A 26,920-nucleotide genomic window follows, 5' to 3' on the forward strand; every position below is an offset into this window, starting at 1 on the left:
AACAGCGAGGCGATCCCCGCAAGTTCGAATTCTGACCTGGGAAAACGCCAAGGTTCCAACGATGTTCCTGTCATGAACGACTCACAAACAGGCACCAACTTCTTTTTTTAACGACCGTGTCGGTTCGGCGAGTTGAGGGCCTTCTGACCAGCGAGGGCCGGGACGACAGCAGTGCGGCCTTGGTGTGATCATGTGCGTTGTCGAGACGCTGTTGATCATGCCAAGGCCGCGAGGGTGAGTCTGCTGCACGACGCTGTACGCGTCGAGTCCCTGACCGTGTTGTCCCGGTTCCGGACCGACTTCTATGACTGTCTGACCGCCCGCGCGGACGCGCTGTTCGAGCTGGCAGACGCCGTGCTGTGCACGGACGGGCCGGTGCGGTCGCTGGTCGACCTCGCGCTGGCACCTGAACACCGCCGGGGTCACGGTTCCCTCTACGCGGGCCTGAACCGCGGCGGGCTCGATGTCGGCCGACTGCGGCGGGTTCTGGCCGGGGTGCCGCTGCCGCGGGCGGCTGACGGGCGGCTGGTCCTGGCCGTGGACGTCTCGCCGTGGCTTCGACCCGACGCCGGGACCGTGCCGGACCGCTCGTTCTGCCACACCTACGGCCGCGGCAACGCCAAGCACCAGATGATGCCCGGCTGGCCGTACTCGGTCGTCGTCGCGCTGGAGACCGGCCGCACTTCCTGGTCCGCGATCCTGGACGCGGTCCGTCTCACGCCCGGCGCCGACCTGGCGGCGGTCACCGCCCGCCAGGTCCGTGAGGTGATCGAACGGCTCGTCGCGGCGGGCCAGTGGACCGAGGGTGATCCGGACATCCTGATTGTGCTGGACGCAGGTTACGACGCGCCGCGCATCGCCTACCTGCTGTCCGGTCTGCCGGCCGAGGTCCTGGGCCGGACCCGGTCGGACCGGGTGATGCGCCGCCCGGCGCCCTCGTGGGAGGAGTTCTACCGGGCCCACCCGAAGGGCGGGCGGCTACCCAAGCACGGCGGAGAGTTCGTCTTCGGCGGCCCCGCCACCTGGGGCCAGGAACAGACCGTCACGGTCACCGACACCCGCCTCTACGGCAAGGCCACCGCCCAGGCGTGGGACCGGCTGCACCCCAGGTTGACCCAGCGGGCCGCCTGGCTCGACCACGACGGCCCGCTGCCGGTCATCGAGGGCACCGTCATCCGCCTGGCCGTCGAACACCTGCCCTCCGGCGGGGTGAACAAGCCGGTCTGGCTCTGGTGGTCACGCACCGGCGCCACCCCTGCCGACATCGACCGCTGCTGGCAGGCGTTCCTGCGACGCTTCGACATCGAGCACACCTTCCGCATGCTCAAACAGACCCTCGGCTGGACCCGGCCCCGACTCCGCGACTCGGCCGCCGCAGATCGCTGGACCTGGCTGATCATCGCCGCCCACACCCAACTCCGCCTCGCCCGCCCCCTCGCCACCGACCTGCGGCGGCCCTGGGAGAAGCCAGCGCCCCCGCACAAGCTCACGCCCGCTCGCGTCCGGCGTGGGTTCCGGAACCTCCGCACGAGAACGGGTTCGCCGGCCGGTGCACCGAAACCCACCCGCCCCGGACCCGGCCGACCGCCCGGCTCGAAGAACCGCCGGCCGGTAGCACGGCACGACGTCGGACGTGTCCTGGCCACCGGTGAGGCATATGCCCGCCCGGCCCACCACCAAAAAGGAACTAAGCCGCGCCGCCAGCCGGACTACGCTCCCGCCGGTGACCACACATCCGAACAACGAAGCCGCCGTCCAGCAGTGGAACACCATGCCCCGCGAGGCAATGGAGGCGATGGAGCCGGACGGCGACTTCGCCAAACGCCATCTGATCAACCCGGTGCTGCTGCGCATGCTCGGTGACGTGCGGGGCCGACGCGTCCTGGATGCCGGATGCGGCCAGGGCTACTTCAGCCGCATGCTGGCCACTCGCGGCGCCCACGTCACCGGCGTCGAGCCCACCGACGCAATGTTCACCTACAACCAGGAGAAGGAGCTTGCCCTCCAGCAGGGCATCCACTACATCCAAGCCGACCTGACCCGGCTACCAGACCTGGGCAGCGGGTACGACGCCGTCGTCTGCAGCATGGTGCTGCCCGCCATCCCCGACTGGAAGCCCGCCATGCGAGCCTGCGTGCAAGCCCTGCGACCTGGCGGGCTGTTCCTGTTCTCGGTCAACCACCCCGCCTTCGAGCAACTGCTCGCCACCTGGCGCAAACATGGGGAGTACCGCCTGCGCCGGTACCTGGAGGAGTACGAGATCCGCCTCACCCACGCAACCGACTTCCACCGGCCGATCTCGGCCTACCTCAACGAACTGGCCGCGCTCGGATGCCGACTGCGCGAGATCGCCGAGCCGGGCCTCGAACCCGACATCGCGCGGGAGACAGCGGACACCGAACCCGGCATCGAGAGCTACGTCCACCTCCCCAACTTCTTGATCGTCGCAGCCGAGCATCCATGAGGGCGGAGGTTAAACGACAAGCTAAAGCAGTAAACAGGCTCGTTCACCTGGCCGTTGTCCGCAGGGCATCGGCCGGACCGTACGGGCATAACGACTGACCAACACCCAGCCCGCACACCGCCCGCCAGTAGCGGCGCGGGGGCAGATCCACGAGGGCCTGGAGCGGGCGGAGTTCACCCGGAAGCGATGTAACGCCCCTCCCACCTCGGGGCACCGCAACGGCGCTGCACCTCATACACACAGCGCCGCGTTCCTGGGTAGCAACTTAGCCGGGCTACTTCTCTGTTCGCCCTCCACTCCCAGACCCGGGCAAGCGTCCGGGAGGCCATAAACAGAGCGCTGCGTGAGCAGGGGTCTCGCGCGAGACCCCTGCTCACCGAACGTTGGTGGTCAAGGTTTCGATAGTCCAAATTCCAACAAGAACACATCGGAAGATGCAAAAAATCAAGCCAAGCACGGGGAACGATAAATTGATGCAACCACCATGAAGAGGCAGGTTGGCGGATGAAACGGAGGCAGTTGCTCCGAATCGGCATCTAGCCAAATGACGCCTTCACCTTGTGTGATCGAGTCGCTTGTCACTAACTTCTTCCGAGTCATACACGCCCCGCCGCACAGAGGGTTAATTCAGCAGGCGGAGACAAGGAGAAGAATGATTTCGACTCGCACCATCCTCAAGGGAAGCGTCGCCCTGCTTTTGGCGGTCCCGCTCACAGGACTCGCCACAAATGCTTCCGCAACTTCGACGCCGGGCACCAAGATCTCAACTGAGATAGTTGGCCCGCAGGTTAATATCGGATGCGACGCTTACATCGAAAACCCGTTCTTCGTTGTAAGCGGCGGCCCTCTCTACGGGTCGAGTTGGATCACCACATGCACTAGTCCCGCCCCGGATGAGTGCCGTGTGACAACTGACCTGGAAAAGGTCTTTCCCACGGGCACGATAGCAACCGTGGCCCACGGAGATTCGGGGTGGGGCCCCTGCACCCCGAACAAGAAGGTCAACACAAAACCTTACGGGTGCCCGAGCGGCCGGGGTAACGCAAGTTACCAGGTACTTTCTACCCTGACGATCCAGGTTGGCACTCAAGTCGCCGGAACTCCTCACTACGGAAACAAGGTCACCATGCCCTGCGAGTGAGACGTTCTCAACGGCCGTCACGGAGCTGAGAGAGGGGTGCGGCTTGGAGATACGGGCAAGTTCCGCCCGGCCGCACCCCAACAGCCGTTCACGCAATCTACGGCATGACCCGTCAATAATCTTAGAAATCCTCGGTCCTCACGGGATGGTGATCCTGGCGGAGTAGGAAACACCGGAAATCTGAGGCTCCACGCCTTCCCAGAATTGATCTTCGGACTTCCGACTCCCTGACATTCTTGATTCTGCTTCTTTTACTTCGTGGTCGCCGGATTCGACAAAGAACTCGTTCCCCTCCGGATCCGACATGGTGACCTGGCCGATCCCCCATCCCTGGTGAACTTTTTCGATGACGGTGGCGCCTAAACCGGTAAGACGTCTGACTTCGTCAGAAAGCGTCCCTGTGTCCGGAGCGAGCCGGAGAAGAAACGGGCCCCGTGTAGGTCGATCACCACTGACTTCGGTGAAAAAAAGGGCGCACCCATCTCCTGTGCCGGGAAGTTTGATCAGGCAATTCTCTTTTTGAACCTCGGAGAGGCCAAGCGCGGCGCGCCAGAATTTAGCTTGCATCAGTGGACTGCTACATTCCACTACGATATGACGGATCGACATGGAACCAAACATATCCCAGTGCTGCGGTGACGAGCGGGCACAGGAGGAAAGCCCTGGCCAGGTGGGGGGCTGATGGCAGAGCAGCACGACCTGCGCCTCCGACCTCTGCCGTTGAGTTGACTGAGCGATGCCGAGACCGGACACCGTGAGGTGGTGCCCGATGTGAGTCTTATGTTCTCTAAGTAGCTATTTGAAGTTTTCATGGCTATTTTTCAGAGTGAAATGGTCGGCGCCGGGATTTTCGGAAGAGCCGGGTCGACCACCCCGCGCCCCGCAGGGGCGACATCCGTTCTTCGGCCACGGCAGAATCGGCGGGGTGAGTTCTTCTCCCGCGCAGCCGGTTGTTGACGTCGACGACCCCACAACCTGGCCCGCGCCTTTCGCCGACGTCGTGCGTCGGCTCGCGGACGACGCGCACCTCGATGACGTGACCCTTTCGGTGAATCTCGACCTGTACGACGAGGAGGACCAGGCGCGCCGGCTGCTGAGCGGGTGCCTGGTCCGGGCGCGGCACTGCACGCGGTTGCTCGACTACGAGGACGACGCCGTCCGTGCCCAGGGACTGCGGCTCCTGACCGTCGACCTCGTCAACGAGCGGCTGGACCAGGCGTACGAGCGCGGGCTGTTCACCGCCGAAGAACACACCCTCATCCGGGAGAAGAACTGCCTCACCCCCCAGCCCAGCCGGTGGGGGAGACGAGCTGATCAGGTGTGTTTCACCCTGTCCGAGGCCGCGATGGTGCACAACGTCGACAGCGGCGAGCGGCTGCTGACCTTCTGGGGCGGCGAGGCGATCTACTGGCTGTACTGCGAGACCCACCCGGAGATCGGACGGAAGCTGCGCACCATGGGCAGGCCGACGATCGTCACCGCGCTGCTGGACCTGTCCGACCCGGGGAAGCACCGTATCTGTAAGTCGCTGATCAACACCTTCGTCGGGAAGGCGCTGGGCAACGAGGAGGCCGATGCCGACGTTCTGTACTTCGAGCCCGTCCCACCCGAGCGCATCGAGTCCGTCGTGCACCCCGGGGATCCCAAGTACGACCGCTTCCCCGCACTCCGACGCACCTGACGATCCGCTTCGGCCAGCGGTATACCAACTCGTCCCGGTGACAAGGCATACGGCGCTACCGTGGACGGACCAAAGCTTCTGGAGTCGAAGATGAGCGAGCTTGAACACGACGAAGCCGCCCCGACACCGGCGCCCGGCCGGGAGGCGCTGACACCGGACGGCGCGGAGGCGCTGCGCGCGTACGCGGCCCGCACCCGTGAGGACGCCGACCGCCTGGCCGCCGTCCTTGAGGACATCGCGCTCAACGGTCTGCCCGACCCCGCGACCTGCACACCGTGGGAAGAGCTGCGGGAACGCAAGCTCGCGCAGCTCCACGCCGCGCGCGGCCACGTCGCCTGATGCCGCGCCACTCCCGTCCGCGGGCGAGGATCACGTTCTCCGAGTCGGCGGAGAAGCAGATCGAGGCCCTGACCGACGAAGCCGAGCTGCTCGCCCTGGACCGCGCCCTGGCGGTGCTGTCCGTCGACCCCGACGCCGGCACCCCGATCCCCGGCTCGCATCCGGGTCTGCGCGACTACCGCGACGACGTCGACGACGTCCGCGTCGTCTACTTCGTCACCGCGCTGCGGACCATCATTATCTGGGGTTGCGCAGGTCTTTATGCAGTTCACAGGCATGCGATGGTGTGATGCACGTTAGGTACGGCCTGCTGGCAGAGCGATTGAGTGCGCGTCTCACCGGGATGTCCGCGATCTTGATCAGTGCCTGGAACGCCCAAGAAGTGCGTTCCGCAGAACCCAGCGGATGGATCAGTAGGTGACACTGATTCGACGTGCTGGGCCGTCGACTCGGATACGACCGCCGTAGGGGATGACGATCTGCGGGTCTGTGTGGCCCAGGTCGACGTCGAACACCGTCATCGTGTCGGGGGCGTACTGGCTGAGTGCCCGCAGGACGGCTTCGCGCTGTTGCTGCCGGAAGTCCGTTCGCTCCTGGACGGTCAGCCGTTGTTCGAATGACCAGCTCTTGGCCCGGCCCATCAGTAGCGCCGGGAACTGGCGGAGGAGTCCGCGTTCGCCCATGTTGCGCAGAATTCGGTAGACCTCCTCTGCTCCCGGCATTTCTTCGGATGTCTCCAGGAAGAGGACGTTGCCGGAGTAGGTGTCGGCCTGTTGTATTTCGCGGTTGGCCATCAGCAACCAGGACAGGATCTCCAGGTTGCCGCCCCAACTGCTCCCTTCGATTACCCGGTCAGCGTTGTTCCAGGTCCATCCCCCGGCGGGTTCCATCTCCGGTTCGGCTTCGAACGTCTGCGGGTCCTCCCAGGAGCGGTTGACGTCTCCGGAAGCTTTGGAGGGCGTGAGCTCGTACTCGCCCGACGTGAACAGGGCCGCCCGGAGGGATTCTTCGGTCAGCGGGTGCATGGCGCCGGGCCGTCCGAGCTCGACCATTACCGAACCACCGTGGTAGCCGACGATGCCTAGGTTCCGGAGGAAAATCAGCAGGTTGGTGTTGTCGCTGTAGCCGAAGAAGGGCTTGGGGTTGGCGCGGAGAAGACCGCGGTCGAGGTGCGGGAGCACGCTGATCTGGTCGTCGCCGCCGATGCTGGAGATCACTGCTTTGACCTGGGGGTCGGCGAAGGCCGCGTGGATATCGGCGGCGCGTTCTTGTGGGGTCGCGCCCATCTGGCGAGTCGTGGGGTACTCCACCGTCTCCAGCCCGAAGTCATTCTGGAGCCTGCGTAGTCCCAGTTCGTAGGGCATGGGCAGGAGCCCGGGCAGGCCGGACGAGGGGGAGAGGACCGCAACGCGATCTCCAGGGTGGGGCTTGGCGGGGTATCGGAGGGTCGTCATCGGGTGATCGTAGTCGTCAACGGCTCCGCCGCCGCAGGGCTTTTCTCGGGGTGCCATCGGCTGGCCGTGACGCACTGGATCAGGGACGATTCTCGTTGCGGATCATGCGGCGGAGGCTGGTGCGGGCGGCGGCGAGGTCATCTTCGAGCTCGGCGACCCGCTGCTGCAGTTCCGCATTCTGAGTGGTCGCTTGCCGTTCTGCCGTGGACAACCGGAGGTTCTCCTCCGCGAGCTCGTTCACGCGGTCGACCAGGTCGTGGTTGCCGAGCTGTTCGACCTGCTGTCCCAGATGGGTGCGGGCTTGTTGCCGCAGCTGGCCGTTCTCGGTCCGGAGCCGCTTGATCTCCTGTCGAGCGAGAAGCAGATCGGTCTGCTCGCTGGTGGTGGAGACCTTCCGCCCGCTCTGCTGGTCCTGGTGGCCTTGGGCACCCTGGCGGGCCCGTGCCTGATCGATGCGTTCACGCAGGCCAGGGGCATAGACGAGCCAGCTGGAGACGCCGGCTTCCCGGGCGACCGCGGCAAAAGTGACGGGGCGCTTGTCCCGGAGCATGTCCTGGACAGCCTTCAGGACGCGTCCCCGCTTGTCTGCACTGTCCCGCTGACGTGCGGCTTTGAGGACCTCAGCAGGTGTCCGAGAAGACTTCTGGGATGTCTCAGCAGGAATCTGAGGCCTCCTCGCGGATCACGGTCAGCGGCAGCAGCTTGTGGTCCCGAGTGGCCCGGACCTTCCGCAGGATCGAGCTGGCCTCCTCGATCTCCTCGCGCTCGTCCTGGGGGAGCTTGCAGAGCCGGTCGCGCATCGTGTCGGCGACGGTCGTGAACGCGGTGATCTGTATGACGTGCCGATGATCATGGTTTTTTTGATCTTGGTTGTGCTGGGGTTGTGCAGTTGTTTCGGGTGGATGAGCGGGGGCGGGGTGTGGCCTGGTGGCGTCTGAGTGGGGGTGGGCGCTCGCTGGGGATGGGGATTGAGCTGGGCTTTTCAGGTGTGTGCAGGTGTTCTGGGTGGGGCGCGGGTTTTGCGCAGTTGCTCTCTCGGTTCCTTGAGGGAGATGCGCGGTCAGCGTGTGTTGATGCGGGTCCAGAGGGGGTCGTGGGTGGCGGGTGTGAGGTGGGTCAACTCCAGTCGGCCGGCGAGGCGGTGGAGGAAGCCTGATCGGTCGTTGTGGGTGAGGCCGTGTGGGGGGATGCGGGTGAGGGCGGCGGCGAGGGTGAGGGTTTCGGGGTAGGTGATCAGGGTCCGGCAGGTCAGGGCGGGGGATGCCGGGCCTTTTCGGGTGTGGGGGTTGGTGGTGGTGAGCCGGGCCAGGCGGGCCTGCCATCGGGTGTGTAGGTGTTGGTGGTGGTCGTACCAGCGGGTGGTGATGGTGGCGGCCCAGGTCAGGGCGGTGGTGAAGGAGGGACTGCGGGCCAGGCGCCGGTGGAAGTGGTGGGCGTGGGTGAGTTCGGGCAGGCCTGCGATGTCGAGCGGGGCGGTGTGCCGGGGGTCGGCGGCGGCTTGCTGGTGGCGGGCGCACAGGGCCGTGGTGTGGTCGGGCGGGTAGGCCCGTGCGGTGGTGGTGGCGCCGCGGCTGCGGTGGAGTACGCAGGCGGTGCACGTGCGCACGGGGCGGTGTGCGGGTTCCAGGGGCTGCCAGTGTGCGGCGGGCGGGCCCGCCGGGGCGCGGCCGGTGTGGGCGGACTGTTCGTGCGGGCCCGGGGCGAGGCGCGGTAGGGCGCGCAGCAGGTGCGGTTGGGGGGGTGCGGGCGTGCGCGGCGAGGCGGGCCGTGGCTGCGGGGTCGAGGTGGAGTTCGGCGGTGGGAAGAGCGCCGCCGGTGCCGCGTGGGCCGGGGTCGAGGTGGATGCCGAGGCCGTCGAGCAGGTGGGGCAGGGCGAGTTGGTAGGCGGCTGCGAGACGGGTGGTGTAGGAGGCGGTGGCCTCGCCGGGCAGCGGCCGCACGCGGAAGACACCCGGTCCGGGCGGGGCCGGCTGCGTCCAGGCGGTTGCGGTACGGGCAGGCGCGGTCTGCGTCCGCGTGATGGCGACGTGGCTCACGCGGGGCGTGGCCCGCTGCCGGGCGGAGGGCCGGTTGCGGCGCGGCGGCGGGTGGGGGTGCGGGGGCGGTAGTGCTCTTCGGCGAGGTGGTCCGCCTTGATGGTGTCCAGGCTGGTGCGGGTGATCTTCTCGGTGCCGTTCAGGAGGGCTTCGATGGCGGCCTGGCGGATGAGGCGGGCGAGGCTGCCGATGCGGCCTGCGGTGCGCTCGTGAAGATAGGGGGCCAGGCGGGGCAGGCTGCCGGGTCGGTGCGCTCGCAGGTCGAGGGCGTTTTCCATGGCGGCGATCAGGTCGCGGAAGGGCTCGCTGCCGGCGTGGCGGGCGGCCAGGACACCGCAGTCGATCAGGGAGGCGCGCCCGGCGAGCTGCGCGCCGCGGACCCCGCTGAACAACGCGGTGCCGGTGACGTCGATGCCGGCGTAGACGAACGTCGCCCCGACGCGTTCGGTGACGTCCTTGAGCCAGTCGGCGGCCTCGGCGCCGCTGGTGGTACGGGGGTTGAGGCGGTGGATCTCATCGAGAAGGACCAGCTGCACGCCGGCGGCGGTGTAGGTGTGGCAGACCGCGCCGGTGATCTGGGCGGTGGTCATGCGGGCGGCGACCGGGACGCCGAGGTAGCGGGCGAACTCCGCGGCCAGGGATTTGGCGGTGGCGGCGGGCGGTACCAGGACGTAGGCGACCGGCACGGTGTCGTCGCCGGGGGCGGCGCGGCGGGTGTGGGCGAGGTGGCAGACCTTGCCGACCTGCAGCAGCGCGGTCGTCTTCCCGGTGGTGGCCGGGCCGGTGAGGATCACCGAGGGCCGGGCGGTGACGCTCTGGTGCCGGCCCAGGATCATCAGGGTCCGCACGCTCGCGGAGAGCGTGTCGATGGCCGGGGTCCGCACGGTCACGAACGCCGAGTGGTAGGCAAGGCGCTGCTCCAGACTGCGCGGCGGTTCACCGGGCCGGGGCGGTGTTGGTGCGGGGGCGGCGGCGAAGCGGGCGAAGCCGTTCCAGGTGGTGACCGCGCCCGGCTCCGTATTCGGCTGCGCCGCGCCCGCGGGGGTGCCGGTGCGGGGGGTGTTCACCACTGGTCGGCCTCCGAAGCGGCGTCGTAGAGCGCGAACGCGCCCCGGTGCGGGACGGGTTCGTCGTGGAGTTCACCGTCCTCCTCGCGGTGACCGGCCCGGGTGGCGGCGGATTCAAGGGCGTCGAGGCTGTCGCCGTGGTCCTGCTCGGCCAGACGCGCCGGTGCCTGGCCGCCGGCCGTGTCCGGTCCGCTCGCAGGGGCGGCGGTATCCGTCGTGGGTTCGCGGTCTGAGGGTGTCTGAGGGGGCATTGCTGAGGTAGCGGGGCGGGCTTGGCGCAGGAGTTGGTCGAGGACATCGGCGAGGTCGGCTTCGTGGTGGTCGCGGTCGCCGCGGCGGGCGAGCGCGGTCTGGATGTGGTGCCAGGCGCGGTCGTTGAAGGGCCGGTGGACGTGGTCGCGGTGGATCCACGGGACTTCGTGGAGCTGGTCGTCGGGCAGGCGGATCCAGATCTGCCGCAGGTCGTGGGGGTGGGTGTGGATCTCCCACCGGCCGCGCCGGGAGGCGGTGGGGGAGGGCTGGCCGCGGTGGGCGTTCAGGCACGGCGCGTCGTAGGTGCGGTGGTCGATGCGGATGCCGCGGTCGGTGACGGCGTTCCACCGCACCGGCAGCAGTTCGAGCCAGTCGGCCCGGGTCAAGGTCAGCGGTACGTACCCGGCGATGCCGAGCAGGGCGCCCCACATCTCGTTGGGGGTGAGCGCGGTCTTGGGCAGGACGGGGTGGCGCAGGGCTTCGTGCCGGCGGTTCTGCCAGCACACGGTGATCCATTCGTCGAGGAGGTCTTGCAGTTGGGGCAGGGTGAAGCGGGCTTCTGCGTCCGCGCGGGGGCCGCGGCGGGTGGGGTTGGAGCCGGTGTAGCCGGCGATGTGCTGCAGGAGCAGGGTGTTGATCGCGCCGAACGTCCGCTCGACCGAGCCCTTGGCGGTCGGGGTGCGGGGAGGGGCGGGCTGGACGCTGGTGCCCAGGGTTTCGCAGGCGGCCAGGAAGGCGTGGGAGATGAACACTGCGCCGCGGTCCACCACGATCGTCTCGGGCACGACGACGGGGCGTGCCGCGGCGTGCTCCAGGCGCTGGTCCAGTGCGAGCAGCCGCTGGTAGGGCAGGTTGGCGTGGGCGATGGCCAGCGCGGCCGGCCAGGTGGGTCGCAGCGGGTGGGGGACGGCCATCTCGGCCAGGAGCAGGGCGGCGTCGACGGCTTTGGTGCCCTCCTCGCACAGCACCGCAGCCAGGACCGAGCGGGTCGCGACGTCGACGGCGATGGTCAGCTCGGGCCGCATCGGGCGGCCGTCGGCGGCGACGGCCATGACATCCAGGCGGGTGGTGTCGACCTGGACCATCTCTCCCGGCCGCAGCGCCACGGTCGTCGTGAACGGCCGGGGCGGGGTGGTGGCGGTGCGGGCGGGCCGGGCGGGCAGCTCCAGCGGGTCGGCCAGGGCGTGGACCAGCCGGTTGAACGTCGAGGCCGGCGGCAGCGCGACCGCGCCGGGGCCGTGCGCGTCGTGAAGGATCTGCCCGGTCAGGGTCCGCAGCCCGGTCAGGGTTCCTTTCGAGCGGCCGCGCTCGCGCCGCAGCGCTTCCAGCACGGCGGCCACCACCCGCTCATCCGCGCGCCCGGTGCGGCTGGCCGGCCGCCTACTGCGCTGGTCGACCAGACCCCACAGGCCCTGCGCGCGGTAGCGGCGCCGCATCCGCCGCACGGTGGCGACACTGGCCTGCGGCCAGCCCAGCGCCGCCAGTTCGTCGGCCTTGGCCTGCTCCCGGTCCGCCAGCAGCCGGCTGGGGTCGTACTCGGGCCGCGGGGTCCCGCCGCTGCCGGGGCCGCCGGGCAGGCCGGTCTCGATCTCGCGGATGTGCCGCTGCCAGGCCAGGGCACGCTCCCGCTCCCGCGCAGGCGCGCTCTCGAACAGCCCCCACCTCGGCGCGGGGGCCGGGCCGGCGGTGCCGACGAACTCGAACGCGGGATCGGCGAACAGGTGGGATGCCAGCACCGACGCGGTGCCGCCGTCCCGCCCGGCCAGCCGCACCGTGGCACCCACCACGGCCACCACCTCCCAGATGCGGCCCTCGAACCTCACCCGGGCACCCAGCTCGGCCCGCCGGGGCCGACGCGTGCGCCGCGCTGCGGGCACCTCGCCGACGTCCGGGGCGGCCATTGTGGCGTCTGCGGCGTGTTCGGTCGTGGCAGTGCCGCCCGCAGGGCCGTGTCCGCTCACCACTGCTCGGCCTCCAGGTCGGCGTCGTACACCGCGAACGCGCCCCGGCCCGTTTCCGGTTGGCCGTCCACACCGCCGCTATCGAGGGCGTCGAGGCTGTCCTCGCCGGTGTCCCAGTGCGCAGGCGCGGTCTGAGCCTGCGCCGGCGTCGTTCGCCCGGCATCTGATGAGCTGCCTTCGTCGTCACCGCCCGCACCGGCCCGGCGGGCGTGCCCGGCCGCCGTCGCGTGGGCCGGCCGCTGTGCCAACGGGCCCGCGCCTGCGAGTGCGACGGATCCGGTGGCGGGTCCGGTCCGGGCGCGGGTGAGGAGCTGCCCTGCGGCGTCGGTGAGGTCGGCCTGGTGTTGTGCGCGGGTGGTCCGCTGCTCCACCACCTGCACGGTCTGCCGCCGCACGGCGTCGTCGAACGGCCGCTGCGCGTAGTCGCGGTGGATCCACGGGACTTCGTGGAGGTGGCCGTCGGGCAGGCGGATCCAGACGTGCTGCGGGTCGTGGGGGTGGGCGTGGATCTCCCATTTCCCGCCGCGGGAGGCGACAGGCGAGGGCTGGCCGCGGTGGGCGTCCAGGCACGGGTGGTCGTAGGTGCGGTGGCCGATGCGGATACCGCGTTCGGTGACGGCCTGCCAGCGCACCGGCAGCAGTTCGGGGTAGTCGGCGCCGCTCAGCGGGACCGGCACGTGTCCGCACCAGGCCACCAGCGCGCCCCACATCTCGTTCGGGCTCAGGGCCGCGCCGCTGATCGCGGGGTGGCGCAGGTCCTCGTGCCGGCGGGTCTGCCAGCAGGCGGTGATCCATTCGTCGAGCAGGTCCTGCAGCTGTGGCACACTCCACAGCGCCTGGTGGGCGCCGCCGCGGGTGCGCGGGCCGGCCCTGCCGGTGGTATCGGGCGGGCCGGAGACGTGCCGCGCGAACAGCGTGTTCACGGCGGCGAGGGTGCGCTCGGCGGCGCCTTTGGTCCCGGGCCGGCGGGGCGGGGCCATCTGAACGCTGACACCCAGGGTCTGGCACGCGGCCAGGAAACCGCCGGACCCGGTTGTGCCTGCGCCGTCGACGACCAGGGTCTCGGGCACCACCACCGGCCGTGCGGCGGCCGCCTCAAGCCGCGCGTCCAAGGCCAGTAGCCGCTCGTAGGGCACGCTTGCGTGCCCCATCTGAAGCGCCGTCGGCCAGTTCGCGCGCACCGGGTGCGGCACCGCCATCTCCGCCAGCAGCACGCCGGGATCCGCCGGCCCGTCGCCCTGCGGGCACAAGCCGGCCGCCAGGAGGGAGCGGGTCGCCAGGTCCAGCGCGATCGTCACTTCCACCGCCACCGCGCGCCCGTCCTCGCCCACCGCAGTCACATCCAGGCCTGCGGTGGCGATCTGGACCCTCTCACCGGGCCGCAGTGCGGGCTCGGGCACGGACCCGCGGCGCGTCGCGGTGGCGGTCCGCGCGGGGCTGCCGGGCCGCTCCAGCGGATCGGCCAGGGCGTTCACCAGCCGGTACAGCGAGGAGCGGGCCGGCAGTTGCACCTGCCCCGGCCCGTGGGTGTGGTTGAGGATCTGCTCCGTCAGCTCGATGATCTGCCGGATGCTGGTCCTGGACCGACCGCGCCGCCGGCGCAGTGCCTCCAACACCGCGGCAGCCACGCGTTCGTCGCCGCGCCCCCGGCCCGCCGTCTGGCGCATGGAGCGTTTGTCGACCACGCCCCACAGCCCCTGCTTGCGGTAGTCCAGGCGCATCTTCTGCACCGTGGCCCGGGAGACCCGGCTCCAGCCCATGCCGGCCAGTTCTTCGGCCTTGGCCTGCTCACGCATCGCCAGTGTCCACCGCCCGGGGTCGTACTCGGGACGGGGCACGCCACTGTCGCCGGGCCCGCCGGGCAGGCCGGTTTCGACCTCACGGATGTGCCGCTGCCAGGCCAGCGCCCGCTCCTGCGCGGGCAGCGGAACGGTCTGGAACAGCCCCCATTGCGGCGCCCCGGCCAGAGGAACTCCGACCACCTGAAACTCCGGGTCGGCGAAGAGCACGGACGCCAGCACCGAGGCCGTGACCCCCTCCTCGTCGATCAGCCGGACCGTGGCACCCACCAGGGCGCCGACCTGCCAGGTGCGGCCGTCGAAGACTACCTGCGCACCGGGCTCCACCCGCCGCGCACCGCCGTTGCTGCTCACCGCGCGCTGCGCTCCCGCCCCTGGTTCCGGTCGTGTTCGGACGTCTGCGCCGGTTTCCCCGGGCCGACGAGGGACCGGTGGTGCAGCGGCCGGTCCAGGGCCGTGTCCAGCCGGCCGGTCCACAGGGCGTGGAAGACGACGGGCAGGACCGCGACCGGGTCGCCGCATGCGGCCGCGCCCTCCTCCAGCGGAGCGGGCTCGGCGAACGCTGCAGTCACGGCGGCGACCAGGCCGGGTGTGCCGGCGTTGCGGGGGTGGCGGTAGCCGGCCAGCCACCTCAGGTTCGCCGTCACCACCGGACCGGGCAGGGCCAAGCGCCGGTAGGACCAGCCCACCGCCGTACACGCCGCGGCCACGATCTGTGCGGCCCGCAGCGCCCGGATCCCGCCCGCGTCCGGTACGGCAGGGCAGTCGGCGAGCAGCCCGGTGCCGTCGGCGTAGCGGGCGAACAGCTGCGGCACCCACGACCTGGGCCGCCCGTCGCCCGGGTCGCGCCACACCAGCCGCACCGGCCGCGCCGCAAGCCACACCACCGCAGGGTCGCGGTCCAGGACCATCAGCTGGGTGCGCATCGCCACCGAGCCGTGCATCACGTGCCCGCCGGTCGTCGCCGACCACCACCACCCCGGACCCCAGCTGCGCCCGGGCACCACCGGGAACCGGGCCACCGCCGGCTGGTCCTCCCACCGCACCGCGCCGGCCGCCTGATCCCACCGCCGCTGCACCAACTGCCCGTCCGGGCCTGCGAAGACCGCCTCCGCCGAGGCCGCCGCCCGCTCCGCTTCGGCCGGAGGCCACGGTAACGGCTGCGGGGGTAAGGCGGGGCCGCCGGGCCCCGGCGGGTGGTGCGTGTCGATCATGTGCTCCGGTCAAGCGTGCCCGTGCGCGCGGACCGCCGAATTCGGCCAACTTCCGCCGCACACCGCCCGGTTCGCCCGGACTGCCGATGATGGCGCAGGCCGGCTGCCGGTGTCAGTGCAGACCCCTGCCCTGCTCGTGACGCTCCCCCGGCTGCCTGCTGACCACGCCCGTCCCGGTCACTGCGCGGTGTATGCGGCGGCGGCGCGGCCGTGTCGGTCGCGGAACAGGCGCCGGACCATGGGCGCAGCGCCGCGGCCCGGCCCGGCACCGCCGCTGCTGCCGCTTCCGCGCGCGGCTGCGGCCTGTTCGGCCAGGGCGCGCAGTTGGACCCGGGCTGAGGCGGGGCGGTGGTCGGCGCGCAGCCACCACGGGTCCAGCCCGTACCCCTGGGGGTGCTGCTGCCCGCGGCGGATGCGGGTGAACGCGCCCATACAGTCCAGCAGCGGCCCGGCATGCAGCGGTCCGCCCAGCACCAGCCCCGTCTGCGGGGCCTGGCGGACGTCGGCCAGCCAGGGCCGTCCCAGCCTGCCTGCGAGTTCGCGGAAAAACTCCCCGTCCGGCCGGAACGGGCGCACCAGCCCGCCCGCCCCGTGGTCCTCCCAGATCCGCTCCTGCATGCCGGGGTCGAGCAGCACCGCGGCCAGCGCCACGGTTTCGGGGAAGACCACTGCGTCGCGGGCGATGATCCGCCACCACCAAAACCGCGGTCCGGCGTCCCCACCTGCGACCGCATGGAGCCGGGCCGGCCAGATCCGCTCCTGCTCCCAGTTCAGGGCCTGTTCCCACCACGCGCAGACCACGGCGTGGGCCAGGGCGAACACCCGCCCGGGATCGGCCCCGGCAGCGGCCGCCTGCCGGGCCACCTGTGGCCAGGCCCGCTGCGCCGCGGCAAGCTCGGGGGCCGCGCGCAGGTCGAGGTTGCGGTGGCGGTGCCCGTCCCCAGCGGTGAGCATCCACCGCTCGTGGCGGGCGCACGCCCGCTGCCACGGCGCGACGTACCGCACCACCACGGTGTCGTGGCCGGTACGCGCCGCCGTGCACAGCCGGCACCCGTACGCCACCGGCCCATGTTCCCCGGCCGAAGCGACTCTCCACCGGCCCGCTGGGCTGCGGGAGTCTTCGGTTTCCCCGGCCTGGCCTGGGGAAACCGCCTCGGCTGGCTGCGGTTCGTCGGCGAACGCGGGCAGCGCCCGGGCCAATGCGTGTTCGCCGAGCCCGCCCATCTGGGCGAGTAACTGCCGGCCGGCCGGGTTCAGCAGCACCTCGGTGTCGTCGCGCGGGCCGGCGTGGTCCCGCGGCCGGGTACCGGTCCAGGTCCACCAGGGCAGCAGCGCGGCGGGTTCCATGCCGTAGCGCCTGGCGAGCCGGGACAGGTACGACCACGTCGTCTCCCCGGTCACCGGGGCGACCCGCAGCATCGCTGGCCGGAGGGCCGGTTGGGCTTGGGCAGCACTGTGGGGACCGGCGGCCTGATCGGTATGTGCCGGGCGCCGCTCCCGCGTCCTGGCACCGGGGACACGGCCCGGGGGAGTGGACTCGGTCATGATTCACCTGCTCCTGCGCTGGTGCCGGGGCGTGCCCAAGACAACGGGCGGCCGGGGAGGGTTACGGCTGGACGGACTTCTGGGTGTGGCGGATGAGTTGCCCGGTGCGTTCTCGGTAACCGGCGAGGGCGTCGGGCCGGCCGGGCAGAAGGAGAGTGAGCGCGGTCTGGTAGGCGGCGACGGTGGGCCAGGCGGGGCTGCCGCCGTCAAGGGGCATGTGGCGGCCCCACTCGTCCCACATGGGGTCGGCCAACGCCGTGACCATGGCGTCCGGGACTGCTTCGACATCGAGTCCGGTCGGCGGCGCGGGCAGGCCGGCCTGGGCGGCGGGGCCGAGGTGGACGAGGACCAGTTCGAGGGCCGCGGATGTGGCGGTGACCAGTTCCACCGCGCGGCGCAGGGCATGGTCGGGCGCGGCCTGTACCGCGTGCTGCAGTACCGCCCAGCCCCCAGCCAGCGGGAAGTCCTTCCACGTGCCGCCGTGCCCGGCTGCGTCCCGGGCCGCGGCCGCGGTACGCATTGCTTCGGCCTGCTCGGGGAAGACCTGGCACAACGCTTCCAGGAGTTCGTCCTCGCCGACGTCTTCACCGCCGCCGGCGAGCATCCGGCCCAGGACGAGAGCGAGGTCCCGGTCGACGCGCGGCAGGGGCGCGACCGCGGCCGGATCTCGAGCAGCGGTGATGGCGACGGCCCTCAGCAGGGCGTGCTGGTCAAGGTCCGGCACGCGGCGCGCGGCGGCCTCGGCGGCGTCGTGGCGCCGCTGCCAGCTGCCATCGTCACGTGCGTTGCCTGCCGCAAGCCGTTTCCCGTACCGGTCGAGCTGGTCAACGACCGCGGTCCGCAGCCGGGCCACGCCGCCGGGGGAGCCGTCGGCTCCCCAGCAGGTCCAGGCCGCCGCCACCGGCAGCGCCCGGCCCTGACGGGAGGCTGCGGCCAGCCACGTGGCCCGGGCCACGGTCTGGGGCAGCAGGTGCGAGACGGTGCCCTGGCCGCGCCCCAAGTGCTCGCGGGGGTGGGGCGGCAGATAGTGCGCTGCCCGCCAACGCTCCAACTGGGCCTGGGAGACGGTCAGTCCGAGGTCGGCGAGTGCGGCGATGAGCGCAGCATCGGCGCCGGAGGGCACGGAGCGGGTCACCTGCCTCACGTTACAGCCCCGCGAAGTTCCAGCCGGAGGCCGCCGGGCGGTGTGAGGAGATGGCACCAGGCGCCGCGCACAGCGACGCCGGGAAGGAAACGATCACCATGCCGGCCACTACGCCGACCGCCTTGACTGCCGTGCTCGCCGGCCTGCCTCCTGCCGCCATGGCGCTGTTCCTGCTCGCGCGTTGGGGCCGGCCGATGGTCCTGCTGCTCGGACTGCTGGCGTCCCTGCGCGGGGTCAGCGGCGCTCACCGGGCGGCGATGTTCGGCCAGTTCGCACGGGCCCTCCACCGATGCCGGAGCCACCCGCCGGGCACCTGACCCGGCGACGAGGACGATCACGTGACGGGTAGTTGCCCGTGCCGCTGCTCAAGCTGACAGGGTCAGTACAAGGCGATGGCTTCTACGACGATGGCCGGTCCGCTGATGTAGGCGCGGACGTCTTCTTCGGGCAGAGCAATCCCTACGTCCGCCCAGCTGCTGCGCAACTGGGCTAGGAGCCCGTCCACCTGCGTCATGAAGATCCGCCGCAGCATGAATTCCCAACCCGACAGCAGCCACTCCTCCGCGCTGAGGTACCCGTCGGGTGAGCCGTCGACCATCCGGGACACCGTGCCGAGAACCCTGAGATCGCCTTCCACGCGATCCGCGGACGCCTCGTCGATGAAATGGTTCGGACGCACGTTGACATACACCTTCTGCGGCAGCCCGGATCCTTCAAGTTCCAGCAGGACCGGCACAGGCGGCAATTCGTTGTGCAGGTAGACCCGCTTCATCTGTTCCTGCAGGACAGGGTCTGTCTCGTCGAGCACGGCAGGCAGGTCCCGCAGGTCTTCCAGGGCCATGTCCTCCAGCACCCGGCGCAGGACGAAGAAAAGCTTGCCGAAGTGACTGGCCGACGTGATCCTCGTGATTCCCTCGATCTCCACCAGGTCATCGCGGGCCAGAACGGTCTCCGGCGCAGGACGGGACTTGACGGCGCCCATCGCAATCAGACTGTCGATGACCTTGCTGATCTTCGCCTTCGAGTTGGGCTCAAGGCTGTAGGTGGACTGCCGTTCCACGTCGCTTCCCCGCGAGGCCTCCGCCCCGGCACCCATCCCGCCCGCGCCGAGCTTCAGCTTTCCCCCGCCCGATCGCCGGTTCGTCGTCTTCTCCACGATCTCCTCACGCTGCGACACCTCGACTTCGTGGTAGTCCGCGTGCCCGAGAAGCGTGTCCGTGTCCAGATACAAGGGAGAACGCAAAGTCATGCCGGATGTATCACATAGGCCGCGGACCCACCTCCGCGCGTGGGCCGGCACAGCACCGGGCCCCCGAGAGTATCTGCTGCCTGGGGGCCTGGTGCGCGGGTCTGGCTATCCACACTGCCCGGAGGCGGCTACGCCTGCGCCCGACTGGTCGCGGCCCGGCGCACAAAAGCGTTAATACGGTGCGCAAGGCTTCGCCGGCATCCATAAGGTTCTGGGGTGGCAGCCAGCGATTACCTTCTCAAGCTCGTTCGGACAGCACTGGACTCCTTCGATGAGGATCCCTTGGAGGTATCGGTCCGCCGCGCCGTGCGGATCGCGAACCTGATGGGCGACACCAAGTACGCGGTGCGGCTTGCGCTGGACCTCAAACCTACGGGCGGGGACCGCGAGACGAACGGTGAGATCTCGCGCATGCTCATGGCCGATCCCTCGACCTGGGGGTCGATGACGGGACCCGCAGAGCAGGCCGCTGCGGCATGGATGAATGATCGCAAGATCGACGGCAGTGACAACATCGACCCCCACTCGCTCGCCGAGCTGGAGTTCTGGGATAAGGAACTCAGTAATCTCAAGGAGAGCGGCGAGAAGATCGACTACGGCAGCGACCTGACCACGCGGCAACGCTCGACACGGATCATCGCTCGGACCCGGCAGCTGACGTTCGCCCTGCTGTGTTCCTGGGAGCGCCGCCTCGACTACAGCGGCATCAACGAGTCCATCTTCGGCCGCTACCGCGTCAAGGTTGACGCGCTGCTCGCTGATGGTGTGCCCGACCTGCTCCAACAGTTCAGTGCCATCTACCGCCGACTCCAGGAAGCAGCTGACAACGCACCCGAACGGGACGTCACCGAAGAACTGTCACAGGCCATCACGACGTGCCGCCGCATCCTCAAAGCAGTCGTTGATCACGTACTTCCTGCGCAGAAGGAACCCGCCGAGGGCGGGCATAAGCTCGACGAGCCAAGCTACCGCAACCGGCTGTTCGAGTTCACTAAGCGAGTCATCCAAAGCGATTCCAAGCGCGAACTGGTCGATGCCATCGTCGCGGGTCTGCACGATCGCTTCGCGGCGGTCGACAAGATGACGAACAAGGCAGTCCATGCAGAGGTCGCGATCGAGACTGCCAACCTGTGCGCGTTGAACACGTACATCGTTTGTGGCGAGGTCCTCAGCCTGTACACGCTCGCCACCGCGGACCCGGCGGGGGCATGACCATGAGCCGACGTTCCACGCTTCGGGGGCCGCAGGGGCCGACAAGATCTGCCCCCTCCACGGGCAACGGCTGGATCGGCTTCGAGCCGTCGACACCCATGACCACGTCTGTCACTCGATACCTGAGCACCGCGGGATGGCAGGTCCGCCGGGACGGGACGGCGTACCGGCTTCGCACCGAAGAGTCGTACACTCACCGGACCCCTGTCCTGCTGGACGCCAGGCCCGTTCCGGTCCGCGGTCCCGACGCCTTCCGCCATCTCGCGTCTCTCTCCGAGCAGCCCCCGGGCTGGACTCCCATAAGCGAGACGATTCAGCGGCTTCGCTACCAGGACGACTTGGCATCTCGCGTAGCGGAGTTCGAACTGCTCTTCCTGCAGACACTCCCTGCGGACCTGCCTGGGGTGATGCGGGAGTTCTTCGACAACCGCGCCGTCCCGGCCTTCCCGGACTCGCAACTGTCCGTCATCTACATGTCGCAAGAACTCGTTAGCCGCTACACCCTCATCCGAGGCCTCATCTCAGTGGAGAACAACCCAGCGCTCGCTGGAGACGCCAGTGACGGACTTCCCGCCGCACGGGCACTGGCTACCGGCGGGATATTCGGCGCGCAGTCGTACCTCGGTGCCGCACTGAGCATCCTGGCCCCGTACGTCTACGCGGTACCAGGACCCCGGATTCGCGCAGTGGGGATCTGGTCCTTCGCTGACCTGGCCCCCGGAGCCACCTGGCCCAGCAACCAACTCATGGAGGCGCTGAAGATCAGCGATGAGCGCTTCACAGGCTCCTACCAGCGCAGCGGCCAGAATCGCCCCGACCTCACCGGAAGTCAGCTGAGTGCCTTCCTTACCTGGTGGACCGCCCGCCTTAACCAGGTCCTGGTTATTGCAACCGACCCGGCACGCTTTGCAGGGAACACCAGCACATACGATCCAGGCCGCCACTGGCAGTACCTCGCCAGCCTCGAACGTGTCCTGCGAGACGTCGGCGAAGTCATGCTGGCCACCGAGCAGAACGAGACCACACGGCTACGCGCCGCCTACGACGCTCTGAACGCCATGGAAGGCATGAGGATGAGAAAATTCAACGTAGCCGTCACGCCGAGCAAAGCGTCCAAAGCGTTCGACTGGCTCAGCCAGAAGCTTCCGCCTGACGTCGCTGCAGTGGCCCTGCCAGCCCCCCGCCGGGGCGTAGAGGCTCTCGCCCAGGTCAAAGATGGATTCGCTCCTGGGCGTTACGTAGGGTCCAACGGTCTTGCCGGGCTCCCCGGAAAGAACGGCAGCGTAGACCGTTCTTGGGACAGCGCTACGGCTGGGTATATGAGCTTGGATCGCAACAGCCTGCACTCCTACATGAACCACACCCCCGAAGAGAAGGCCATACTGCTGTCCCACACAGGTCACCTTCCGCGTGGACTGGCGAACATTGCGCTCCTGTGGCTCATGAGGCTGCTCGCCGATCCGGACCAGCTCAAGCTCACCTTGCCCTCGGCATGAGTCGGCGGGGCGACCGTGCTGCCACCTCGGTCGCCCCCCGGCGGTTCTACGCCCATTCGACGCCCAGCCCCCGCAGCGCGCCCAGCTGCTCTGGCGTGAGTTTGTCGCGGCGGCTCTTGGTGTTCGAAATCCACACACCCAGCTTCACCGTCACCGGTTCCGTCTCGCCGTCGACCGTGATCTGCTCACCGTGTCCGCGCGGGACCGCCCGCTGGCCTTCCCGCTCCACCCACTGCGTGAGGGCTGCCAGGCCCCGCTGGAACGCTTGCGCCGCCTTGCCTGCCCCGTTCGCCGTGCCCCCGGCTGCCGGGGCGGGAGACGGGGCCACAGGGGCGTTGATTCCGAGCGCGGTCAGCCGCTCCTGCTGCTCGGGCAGCAGCTGCTTCCAGGTGCCGGGTTCCTGCTGCCGCCACCGCCACTTGCCGATGTCGTCGCCGTCCCAGATCACGCCCGCCGCGAGGTAGGGCAGGCCGCCCTCGTCTTCGGCGATGTCGGCCAGCACCCGGTAGTGGCGCTGCCAGTCCAGCGGCCAGGGGCAGTCCCAGTCCGGGTCGATCTCCGCGAGCTGCGCCGCGCGCACGGCGGCCCGTTCCGGGTCCTTGCCGAGCCCGTTCTTCGCTCCCTTTCTGCGCAGGTTGGCCATGTGCTGCCCGATGGGCACCATCGACTCGCCCTCGCCCCACACCGCGTCCTGACGCGGCGCGAGATGGCCGGTGGCCCGCCGGTAGGACCGCAGTGCGGACAGCTTGGCCTCCCACGCCTCCTCACCCGGCTCCCAGACCATCCCGGCGGCCGGTTCGTCCAGCAGCTCCTTGCGGCGCGGCTCCAGCTCCCCGGCCCGCGCCGCCTTCCTCTGCTGATGAACCCACCGCCCCAGCGGGAAGTCCGCCGTCACCCCCACGGCCGTCTCGGTGTCATACGGGACGGCGTGCAGGCCGGTGATCTCGTTCTCCGCCCGCCACCGGACCAGGGCCCGGTAGCCCTCCAGCCACACCAGCGAGTCGGGCGTGTAGACGCGGGTGCGCAGGAACGCGGCGATGGTGGCTGCGTCGCGGGGGCTGGCGAAGTGCAGCAGCGCCGACTCGACGGCGGCCTGCGTGTCGTCCTGCTCCTGGTCCTGGCCGTCGCCCTCGCTGCCAGCCCCGGTGATCCGGCCGTCCTGGTCACGGTGCACGTGGACCTTGCGCTTTCCGCGGGTGAGGGCGCGGGAGGCGAGCTGCTCCACCAGGCGCTCGTCATGCGAGCGGAGCCCCTGGAGCACCGCTGCGAGGGGGGCGAAGCTGGCGGAGGCGACCATGTCGTTCGGGTCCTCCCCGGCCTGGAGGAAACACGGCACGATGATGCGGGCGACCTTGGTGGTGCCGTCGGGGTTGGGGCGCAGCGCGCGGCCGATGTTCTGGACGATCTCGACCTGGGAGCCGCGGGTGTCGGCGAAGCAGATCGCCTCTACACCCCGCTCGCCGCGGATGTCGACGCCCTCCCCGAGGACGCGAACGCTTGCCAGGAAGGCGCGGTGGACGCGGCAGCTGTTGGCGTCGATGCCGCCTGCGAACTGCCGCAGCGCCTCGCGGCGTTCGGCGACGGTGTGGTCGCCGCACAGCCACGCGGACCACACCCGGTCCGGGGGGACGTGGCGGCCGGCCTCCAGGTCGTACAGTTCCGCGCCGATCGACGACGCGGGCAGGCGCTTCACCTTCTTGTCCGCCTCCGCCAAGTCCTCATCGGACATCTCGGTGGCGTACAGCTCCGCGGCGGTCTCGGGCAGTTTCTCCGCGAACGCCTCGGCTTCCTCCACCCGCTGGTGGAACGTCATGACGGTGCGCAGGTTGTGCGCGGCCGCGTGCTCCAGGAGCGCGGTCTGCAGCAGCGCCAGGCGCCGGCCCCGCAGCGACTCCTCCGACAGCCCCAGGATCGGCGAAGGGTCGCGGATCTCCAGCACGTCGATCTCGAACCCCGCAAGGATTCCCCGCTCCACAGCTTCCGAGAGCCCCAGCTCCGCGCCGGGAAGCCAGGCCCCGAAGGTTCCCTCCGGGTCATCAGACATCGAAGCCAGCAACGGTGCCTGGCCGTCCGCATCCTTCTGCTTGCGGACCGGCGCCAGGATGCGGGGGGTGGCGGTGAGGTAGAGGCGGAAGTCCGCGGGGATGCGCGCGTTGTCGTGGATCGCCGCCCACGGCCGTCCGAGATCACCCGCCGTACCGTGGGCCTCGTCCACGATCGCGAGCGAAAAACCGTTCATGCGCTGGCCGTAGAGCCGGTCCCCGCCCGCCAGGGCGGCCTCCAGCGGCCCGCGCACCTTCTCCCGCCCCGACGCGTCCGGATCCTCGCGGTCCACGAGAGAGGCGTACGTGGCGAACGCCACGACCGGCCCGGACCCGGCCCACAGGGCGAGCTGGATCGGATTGGTGGTGCTCCGCACACCCAACTCGCCCAGCACTGTGTCCCCCTCCAGGGAGCACACCGCGACCATCGGGGAGCGGTGGCCCACCGCCCGCCACGCCTGGGCGGTCTGCACCAGCAGGTCCAGCGTCGGGACGGTGACCAGGATCCTGCCGTCCGGGAAGGACTCCAGCGCGCTCGCAGCAGCCATGATCGTTTTACCGGAACCGGTCGCGGACACGATGGTGCCCCGCTCCCCCCGCTCGGGCACAGATGATCTTGCGGGGAATCCGACCCACTTCCGGACAGCCGCCTTCTGCTTCACCTGGTGTTCCTTGAGATGAATCGCAGACATTTTCCTTGCCTCCCCTTACGCGAATTCAGGCGATCTTGTGCGGGTGGTTATAGGGCCGGTCGTCAATCCAGGTGGCCACGTTGCATTTGTGCCAGCCCTCCGGTTCCTCGCGCCGCGGGGCGTCGCCCTCGTAGTGGCCGGCCTCACGGGTGCACACGATGACGTCGCCGGTGGCGTACTCGATCGTGCGGGCGTTGCACAGCCCGCCCGCCTCGCCCAGCGCCTCCAGGACCCGACGGCGCTCCATGGCGTTCGGGTACGTACGCGGCAGGACCGCCTGCCGGACGAACGCCTCCAGGCGCTCCAGCCCGGCCCGCTCACCCCGCCTCACATCCGCAAGACGTACAGCCAGTTCAGCAGCCCTGGCTGACCGGCCGCCCCGCCGCGACCAGTCCCGGTCCGCGATGCCCACCAAGGCCTCGCTCACGGCCGTCACCCCGGCGTCCCAGCTGTCCTCGAACACCGGCCCACGCGAGCGCGGCACCATGCCCCCCAGCCCCACCACCTCGCTCTGCGCACCGGCGACCGCCCCGGCCTCCAGCGCGGCCACCAGGCCGTCCGGCGCGCCCTGTGCCTCCAGGAGCGCGAAGAGCCGCAACCGGGCATCGACACCAGAGGTCTGGTGCTGTGTCACCCTGCGCACAGAATCGCTGCTCAGGTCAGGGTCTGCTCCGCTGGATTCTCCGTGGCCGGTCATCGGCAATCATTCCTATCGAATACCGGGGAAGGCTTCCCGATGGCCAGAGGCTGTCCCATTTTTCCGCCAACAGTACATGCTGCATCATTCTGATGCACGCAGTACGCTGGAACCCGCGCGAGCGAGCCCACCTGGGTCGGCCCTGCCGCCGCACTGTGGGGATGATGAGTGTGCTGTTCGTAAGGCAGGAGGCAGGCATGGACGAACCTGTGAACACTGCCAGCCCGGCCCGCCTGGGAAGACGGCGGCGTTGGTCGATTCGCCTGTGGGTGTTGAGCTTGGCGGTCTTTTACGCAGGCTTCCTGACCGGCCTCCTCCTTGGGGGCATGACGGGTATGGCTCTGGCGGTGATGATCACCAGCGCTGTGCTGCTTACGACTGCAGCCGTTATTGGCGTATGGCTGACGTTGTACCGCAGTCAGCAGCCCTGACCTCCTCCCTCCTAGCTTGCTGGCCCGGTTGTTGGGCCTCCCGCCCGGGCAGAAGCCAGGCATGAAAGAACACCGCATAGCCCGGTACCTGCTGTCCGGCCCGAATGTGCGAATGCTGCGTTTGGGCTGCTGGGTCTATGGGGTCTTGTCGTTGCTGGCTGTCACTGTGTTTTTCTCTGATCTCGCCGCGAAGGGGGAGACGGCCCGGGAACTGTGCGGCGACATTCCGCTTGCTCTCCTGTTCCCTTGCCTCTTCCTCCTGACGTGGTACCAGCTTCAGCGCAACAGGGGCGGCCGGAAGAAGCCGGCCTTCCCCGCGAAGGACCGCTAGCCCGCTTGTTGCCCGACCGTGTGCGGGGTGCGGGTACGCCTATCCTGCCGGTTTGCTGGGCCGTGTTTCCAGGTCAACCGGGGGCATGCGGTGCTCATGAATCAGAACCCGTTCGTGCAGCTAGCATCCGGAGACGGTGCGCGTGGCCCCATGCTCGTAGTGGTCGCGTGCATCTTCCTTGTGATGGGCGTGCTCCAGGTGTTCCGACCTCAGTTGTTGTGGAGAGCGAACAGGCGCCTGCAGGAGGGCTGGGTGAGAGATCCTGCAGGGACAGAGCCCACGGCCAGGGGCTATGCGGTGCAAAGGATAATCGGCGTGGTGTTCCTGGCAGTCGCCGTATGGGTCCTCATCCAACAGCTCTGATCCCTCCTCAGGGGCTGGCTCGGCGCCCGCCCCTGCAAGCCTTAAGCCTTTCTCGGCAGCTGCTACGGAGCGCGGAGCGCTCCGCCTGATCCCGAGCGGAGCGAGGGACCAAATCCGTCACCCGGCCCGCGCAGCGGCCCAGGTGACGGAGCCTCACCCCCTGGAGCGAGGCGGAGGGGGTGAGGCGGAGGGGGTGAGGCGGAGGGGGTGGCCCGGCGAAGCCGGGCAGACCACGCGAAGCGTGGTCACGCAGAGCGCAGCGAGGCGCTGCGCTGCACAGCGCGCAGCGCTGTGGTACCCGCTCCGCGGG

24 protein-coding genes and 1 pseudogene are annotated in these 26,920 nt (G+C 69.6%); 11 read left to right on the forward strand and 14 right to left on the reverse strand.

What is annotated here, in order from left to right; translation table 11 throughout:
* Nucleotides 1-234: 234 nt before the first annotated feature.
* Together ACFZAM_RS36555 and ACFZAM_RS36560 are read left to right on the forward strand one after the other, a co-directional pair.
* Nucleotides 235-1,698: pseudogene (locus ACFZAM_RS36555) on the forward strand (NF041680 family putative transposase); the annotation flags it as partial.
* Between the two features lie 73 nt (nucleotides 1,699-1,771).
* Nucleotides 1,772-2,464: a methyltransferase domain-containing protein gene (locus tag ACFZAM_RS36560; protein ID WP_391052773.1), complete on the forward strand. Its 693-nt coding sequence runs from the start codon at nucleotides 1,772-1,774 to the stop codon at nucleotides 2,462-2,464.
* Nucleotides 2,465-3,743: 1,279 nt separating this feature from the next.
* On the opposite strand, the gene ACFZAM_RS36565 is transcribed toward ACFZAM_RS36560, so the two are convergent.
* Nucleotides 3,744-4,214: a VOC family protein gene (locus ACFZAM_RS36565; protein ID WP_391052776.1), complete on the reverse strand. Its 471-nt coding sequence runs from the start codon at nucleotides 4,212-4,214 to the stop codon at nucleotides 3,744-3,746.
* A 316-nt stretch (nucleotides 4,215-4,530) separates the two neighbouring features.
* On the opposite strand from ACFZAM_RS36565, the gene ACFZAM_RS36570 reads away from it, so the two are divergent.
* The 3 genes from ACFZAM_RS36570 to ACFZAM_RS36580 all read left to right on the forward strand — a co-directional run bounded on the left by ACFZAM_RS36570 (nucleotide 4,531) and on the right by ACFZAM_RS36580 (nucleotide 5,915).
* Nucleotides 4,531-5,286, forward strand: coding sequence for a hypothetical protein (locus ACFZAM_RS36570; RefSeq protein ID WP_391052779.1), 756 nt, complete (start codon nucleotides 4,531-4,533; stop codon nucleotides 5,284-5,286).
* A 90-nt stretch (nucleotides 5,287-5,376) separates the two neighbouring features.
* Nucleotides 5,377-5,625, forward strand: a complete 249-nt coding sequence (locus tag ACFZAM_RS36575; protein ID WP_391052782.1) for a hypothetical protein — start codon at nucleotides 5,377-5,379, stop codon at nucleotides 5,623-5,625.
* A complete protein-coding gene (locus ACFZAM_RS36580; RefSeq protein WP_391052785.1) occupies nucleotides 5,625-5,915 on the forward strand; it encodes a hypothetical protein in 291 nt (96 codons plus the stop codon). The genes ACFZAM_RS36575 and ACFZAM_RS36580 overlap by 1 nt, the downstream gene beginning before the upstream one ends.
* A 120-nt stretch (nucleotides 5,916-6,035) precedes the next feature.
* On the opposite strand, the gene ACFZAM_RS36585 is transcribed toward ACFZAM_RS36580, so the two are convergent.
* The 10 genes from ACFZAM_RS36585 to ACFZAM_RS36630 all read right to left on the reverse strand — a co-directional run bounded on the left by ACFZAM_RS36585 (nucleotide 6,036) and on the right by ACFZAM_RS36630 (nucleotide 18,088).
* The gene (locus tag ACFZAM_RS36585) at nucleotides 6,036-7,079 is read right to left on the reverse strand and encodes an LD-carboxypeptidase (protein WP_391052787.1); all 1,044 of its coding nucleotides are present in this window, start codon (nucleotides 7,077-7,079) and stop codon (nucleotides 6,036-6,038) included.
* A 79-nt stretch (nucleotides 7,080-7,158) separates the two neighbouring features.
* Nucleotides 7,159-7,743: a DUF6262 family protein gene (locus ACFZAM_RS36590; protein WP_391052830.1), complete on the reverse strand. Its 585-nt coding sequence runs from the start codon at nucleotides 7,741-7,743 to the stop codon at nucleotides 7,159-7,161.
* On the reverse strand, nucleotides 7,733-7,879 hold the full coding sequence (locus ACFZAM_RS36595; RefSeq protein ID WP_391052790.1) for a hypothetical protein: 147 nt from the start codon (nucleotides 7,877-7,879) through the stop codon (nucleotides 7,733-7,735). The genes ACFZAM_RS36590 and ACFZAM_RS36595 overlap by 11 nt, the downstream gene beginning before the upstream one ends.
* Before the next feature lie 260 nt (nucleotides 7,880-8,139).
* Entirely contained in the window at nucleotides 8,140-8,685 is a 546-nt protein-coding gene (locus ACFZAM_RS36600) for a hypothetical protein (protein WP_391052792.1), read from the reverse strand.
* A gap of 426 nt (nucleotides 8,686-9,111) precedes the next feature.
* Nucleotides 9,112-10,185: a TniB family NTP-binding protein gene (locus ACFZAM_RS36605; protein WP_391052794.1), complete on the reverse strand. Its 1,074-nt coding sequence runs from the start codon at nucleotides 10,183-10,185 to the stop codon at nucleotides 9,112-9,114.
* Nucleotides 10,179-12,335, reverse strand: coding sequence for a transposase (locus ACFZAM_RS36610; protein ID WP_391052795.1), 2,157 nt, complete (start codon nucleotides 12,333-12,335; stop codon nucleotides 10,179-10,181). Before ACFZAM_RS36610 ends, ACFZAM_RS36605 begins: the two co-directional genes overlap by 7 nt.
* Nucleotides 12,336-12,391: 56 nt before the next feature.
* Nucleotides 12,392-14,548, reverse strand: a complete 2,157-nt coding sequence (locus ACFZAM_RS36615) for a transposase (RefSeq protein WP_391052798.1) — start codon at nucleotides 14,546-14,548, stop codon at nucleotides 12,392-12,394.
* Entirely contained in the window at nucleotides 14,545-15,408 is an 864-nt protein-coding gene (locus tag ACFZAM_RS36620; RefSeq protein WP_391052801.1) for a TnsA-like heteromeric transposase endonuclease subunit, read from the reverse strand. The genes ACFZAM_RS36615 and ACFZAM_RS36620 overlap by 4 nt, the downstream gene beginning before the upstream one ends.
* 177 nt (nucleotides 15,409-15,585) lie before the next feature.
* Nucleotides 15,586-16,809 carry a DNA-binding protein gene (locus tag ACFZAM_RS36625; protein ID WP_391052804.1) on the reverse strand — a complete coding sequence of 408 codons (1,224 nt, stop codon included), beginning with the start codon at nucleotides 16,807-16,809 and terminating at the stop codon, nucleotides 15,586-15,588.
* A gap of 205 nt (nucleotides 16,810-17,014) precedes the next feature.
* Nucleotides 17,015-18,088, reverse strand: a complete 1,074-nt coding sequence (locus ACFZAM_RS36630) for a hypothetical protein (RefSeq protein ID WP_391052807.1) — start codon at nucleotides 18,086-18,088, stop codon at nucleotides 17,015-17,017.
* Nucleotides 18,089-18,195: 107 nt separating this feature from the next.
* Here ACFZAM_RS36630 and ACFZAM_RS36635 point away from each other — a divergent pair, with 107 nt between their 5' ends.
* Nucleotides 18,196-18,414: a hypothetical protein gene (locus tag ACFZAM_RS36635; RefSeq protein ID WP_391052809.1), complete on the forward strand. Its 219-nt coding sequence runs from the start codon at nucleotides 18,196-18,198 to the stop codon at nucleotides 18,412-18,414.
* Between the two features lie 62 nt (nucleotides 18,415-18,476).
* On the opposite strand, the gene ACFZAM_RS36640 is transcribed toward ACFZAM_RS36635, so the two are convergent.
* Nucleotides 18,477-19,328, reverse strand: a complete 852-nt coding sequence (locus ACFZAM_RS36640; RefSeq protein ID WP_391052812.1) for a hypothetical protein — start codon at nucleotides 19,326-19,328, stop codon at nucleotides 18,477-18,479.
* Nucleotides 19,329-19,562: 234 nt separating this feature from the next.
* On the opposite strand from ACFZAM_RS36640, the gene ACFZAM_RS36645 reads away from it, so the two are divergent.
* Nucleotides 19,563-20,558, forward strand: a complete 996-nt coding sequence (locus tag ACFZAM_RS36645; protein ID WP_391052814.1) for a hypothetical protein — start codon at nucleotides 19,563-19,565, stop codon at nucleotides 20,556-20,558.
* A 98-nt stretch (nucleotides 20,559-20,656) separates the two neighbouring features.
* Nucleotides 20,657-22,054 carry a hypothetical protein gene (locus tag ACFZAM_RS36650; protein ID WP_391052817.1) on the forward strand — a complete coding sequence of 466 codons (1,398 nt, stop codon included), beginning with the start codon at nucleotides 20,657-20,659 and terminating at the stop codon, nucleotides 22,052-22,054.
* 46 nt (nucleotides 22,055-22,100) lie between these two features.
* Here ACFZAM_RS36650 and ACFZAM_RS36655 read toward each other — a convergent pair whose 3' ends face one another.
* Together ACFZAM_RS36655 and ACFZAM_RS36660 are read right to left on the reverse strand one after the other, a co-directional pair.
* Nucleotides 22,101-24,788, reverse strand: coding sequence for a Helicase associated domain protein (locus tag ACFZAM_RS36655; protein WP_391052820.1), 2,688 nt, complete (start codon nucleotides 24,786-24,788; stop codon nucleotides 22,101-22,103).
* 25 nt (nucleotides 24,789-24,813) lie between these two features.
* On the reverse strand, nucleotides 24,814-25,422 hold the full coding sequence (locus ACFZAM_RS36660; protein WP_391052822.1) for a hypothetical protein: 609 nt from the start codon (nucleotides 25,420-25,422) through the stop codon (nucleotides 24,814-24,816).
* 260 nt (nucleotides 25,423-25,682) lie between these two features.
* Here ACFZAM_RS36660 and ACFZAM_RS36665 point away from each other — a divergent pair, with 260 nt between their 5' ends.
* The 3 genes from ACFZAM_RS36665 to ACFZAM_RS36675 all read left to right on the forward strand — a co-directional run bounded on the left by ACFZAM_RS36665 (nucleotide 25,683) and on the right by ACFZAM_RS36675 (nucleotide 26,610).
* Entirely contained in the window at nucleotides 25,683-25,916 is a 234-nt protein-coding gene (locus tag ACFZAM_RS36665; RefSeq protein WP_391052825.1) for a hypothetical protein, read from the forward strand.
* Between the two features lie 61 nt (nucleotides 25,917-25,977).
* A complete protein-coding gene (locus ACFZAM_RS36670; protein WP_391052828.1) occupies nucleotides 25,978-26,247 on the forward strand; it encodes a hypothetical protein in 270 nt (89 codons plus the stop codon).
* Between the two features lie 150 nt (nucleotides 26,248-26,397).
* The gene (locus ACFZAM_RS36675) at nucleotides 26,398-26,610 is read left to right on the forward strand and encodes a DUF6199 family natural product biosynthesis protein (RefSeq protein WP_391052832.1); all 213 of its coding nucleotides are present in this window, start codon (nucleotides 26,398-26,400) and stop codon (nucleotides 26,608-26,610) included.
* Nucleotides 26,611-26,920: the final 310 nt, after the last annotated feature.

Origin of the sequence: Streptomyces sp. NPDC008079 (genome assembly GCF_042957385.1) — a bacterium.
Lineage (GTDB): Bacteria > Actinomycetota > Actinomycetes > Streptomycetales > Streptomycetaceae > Actinacidiphila.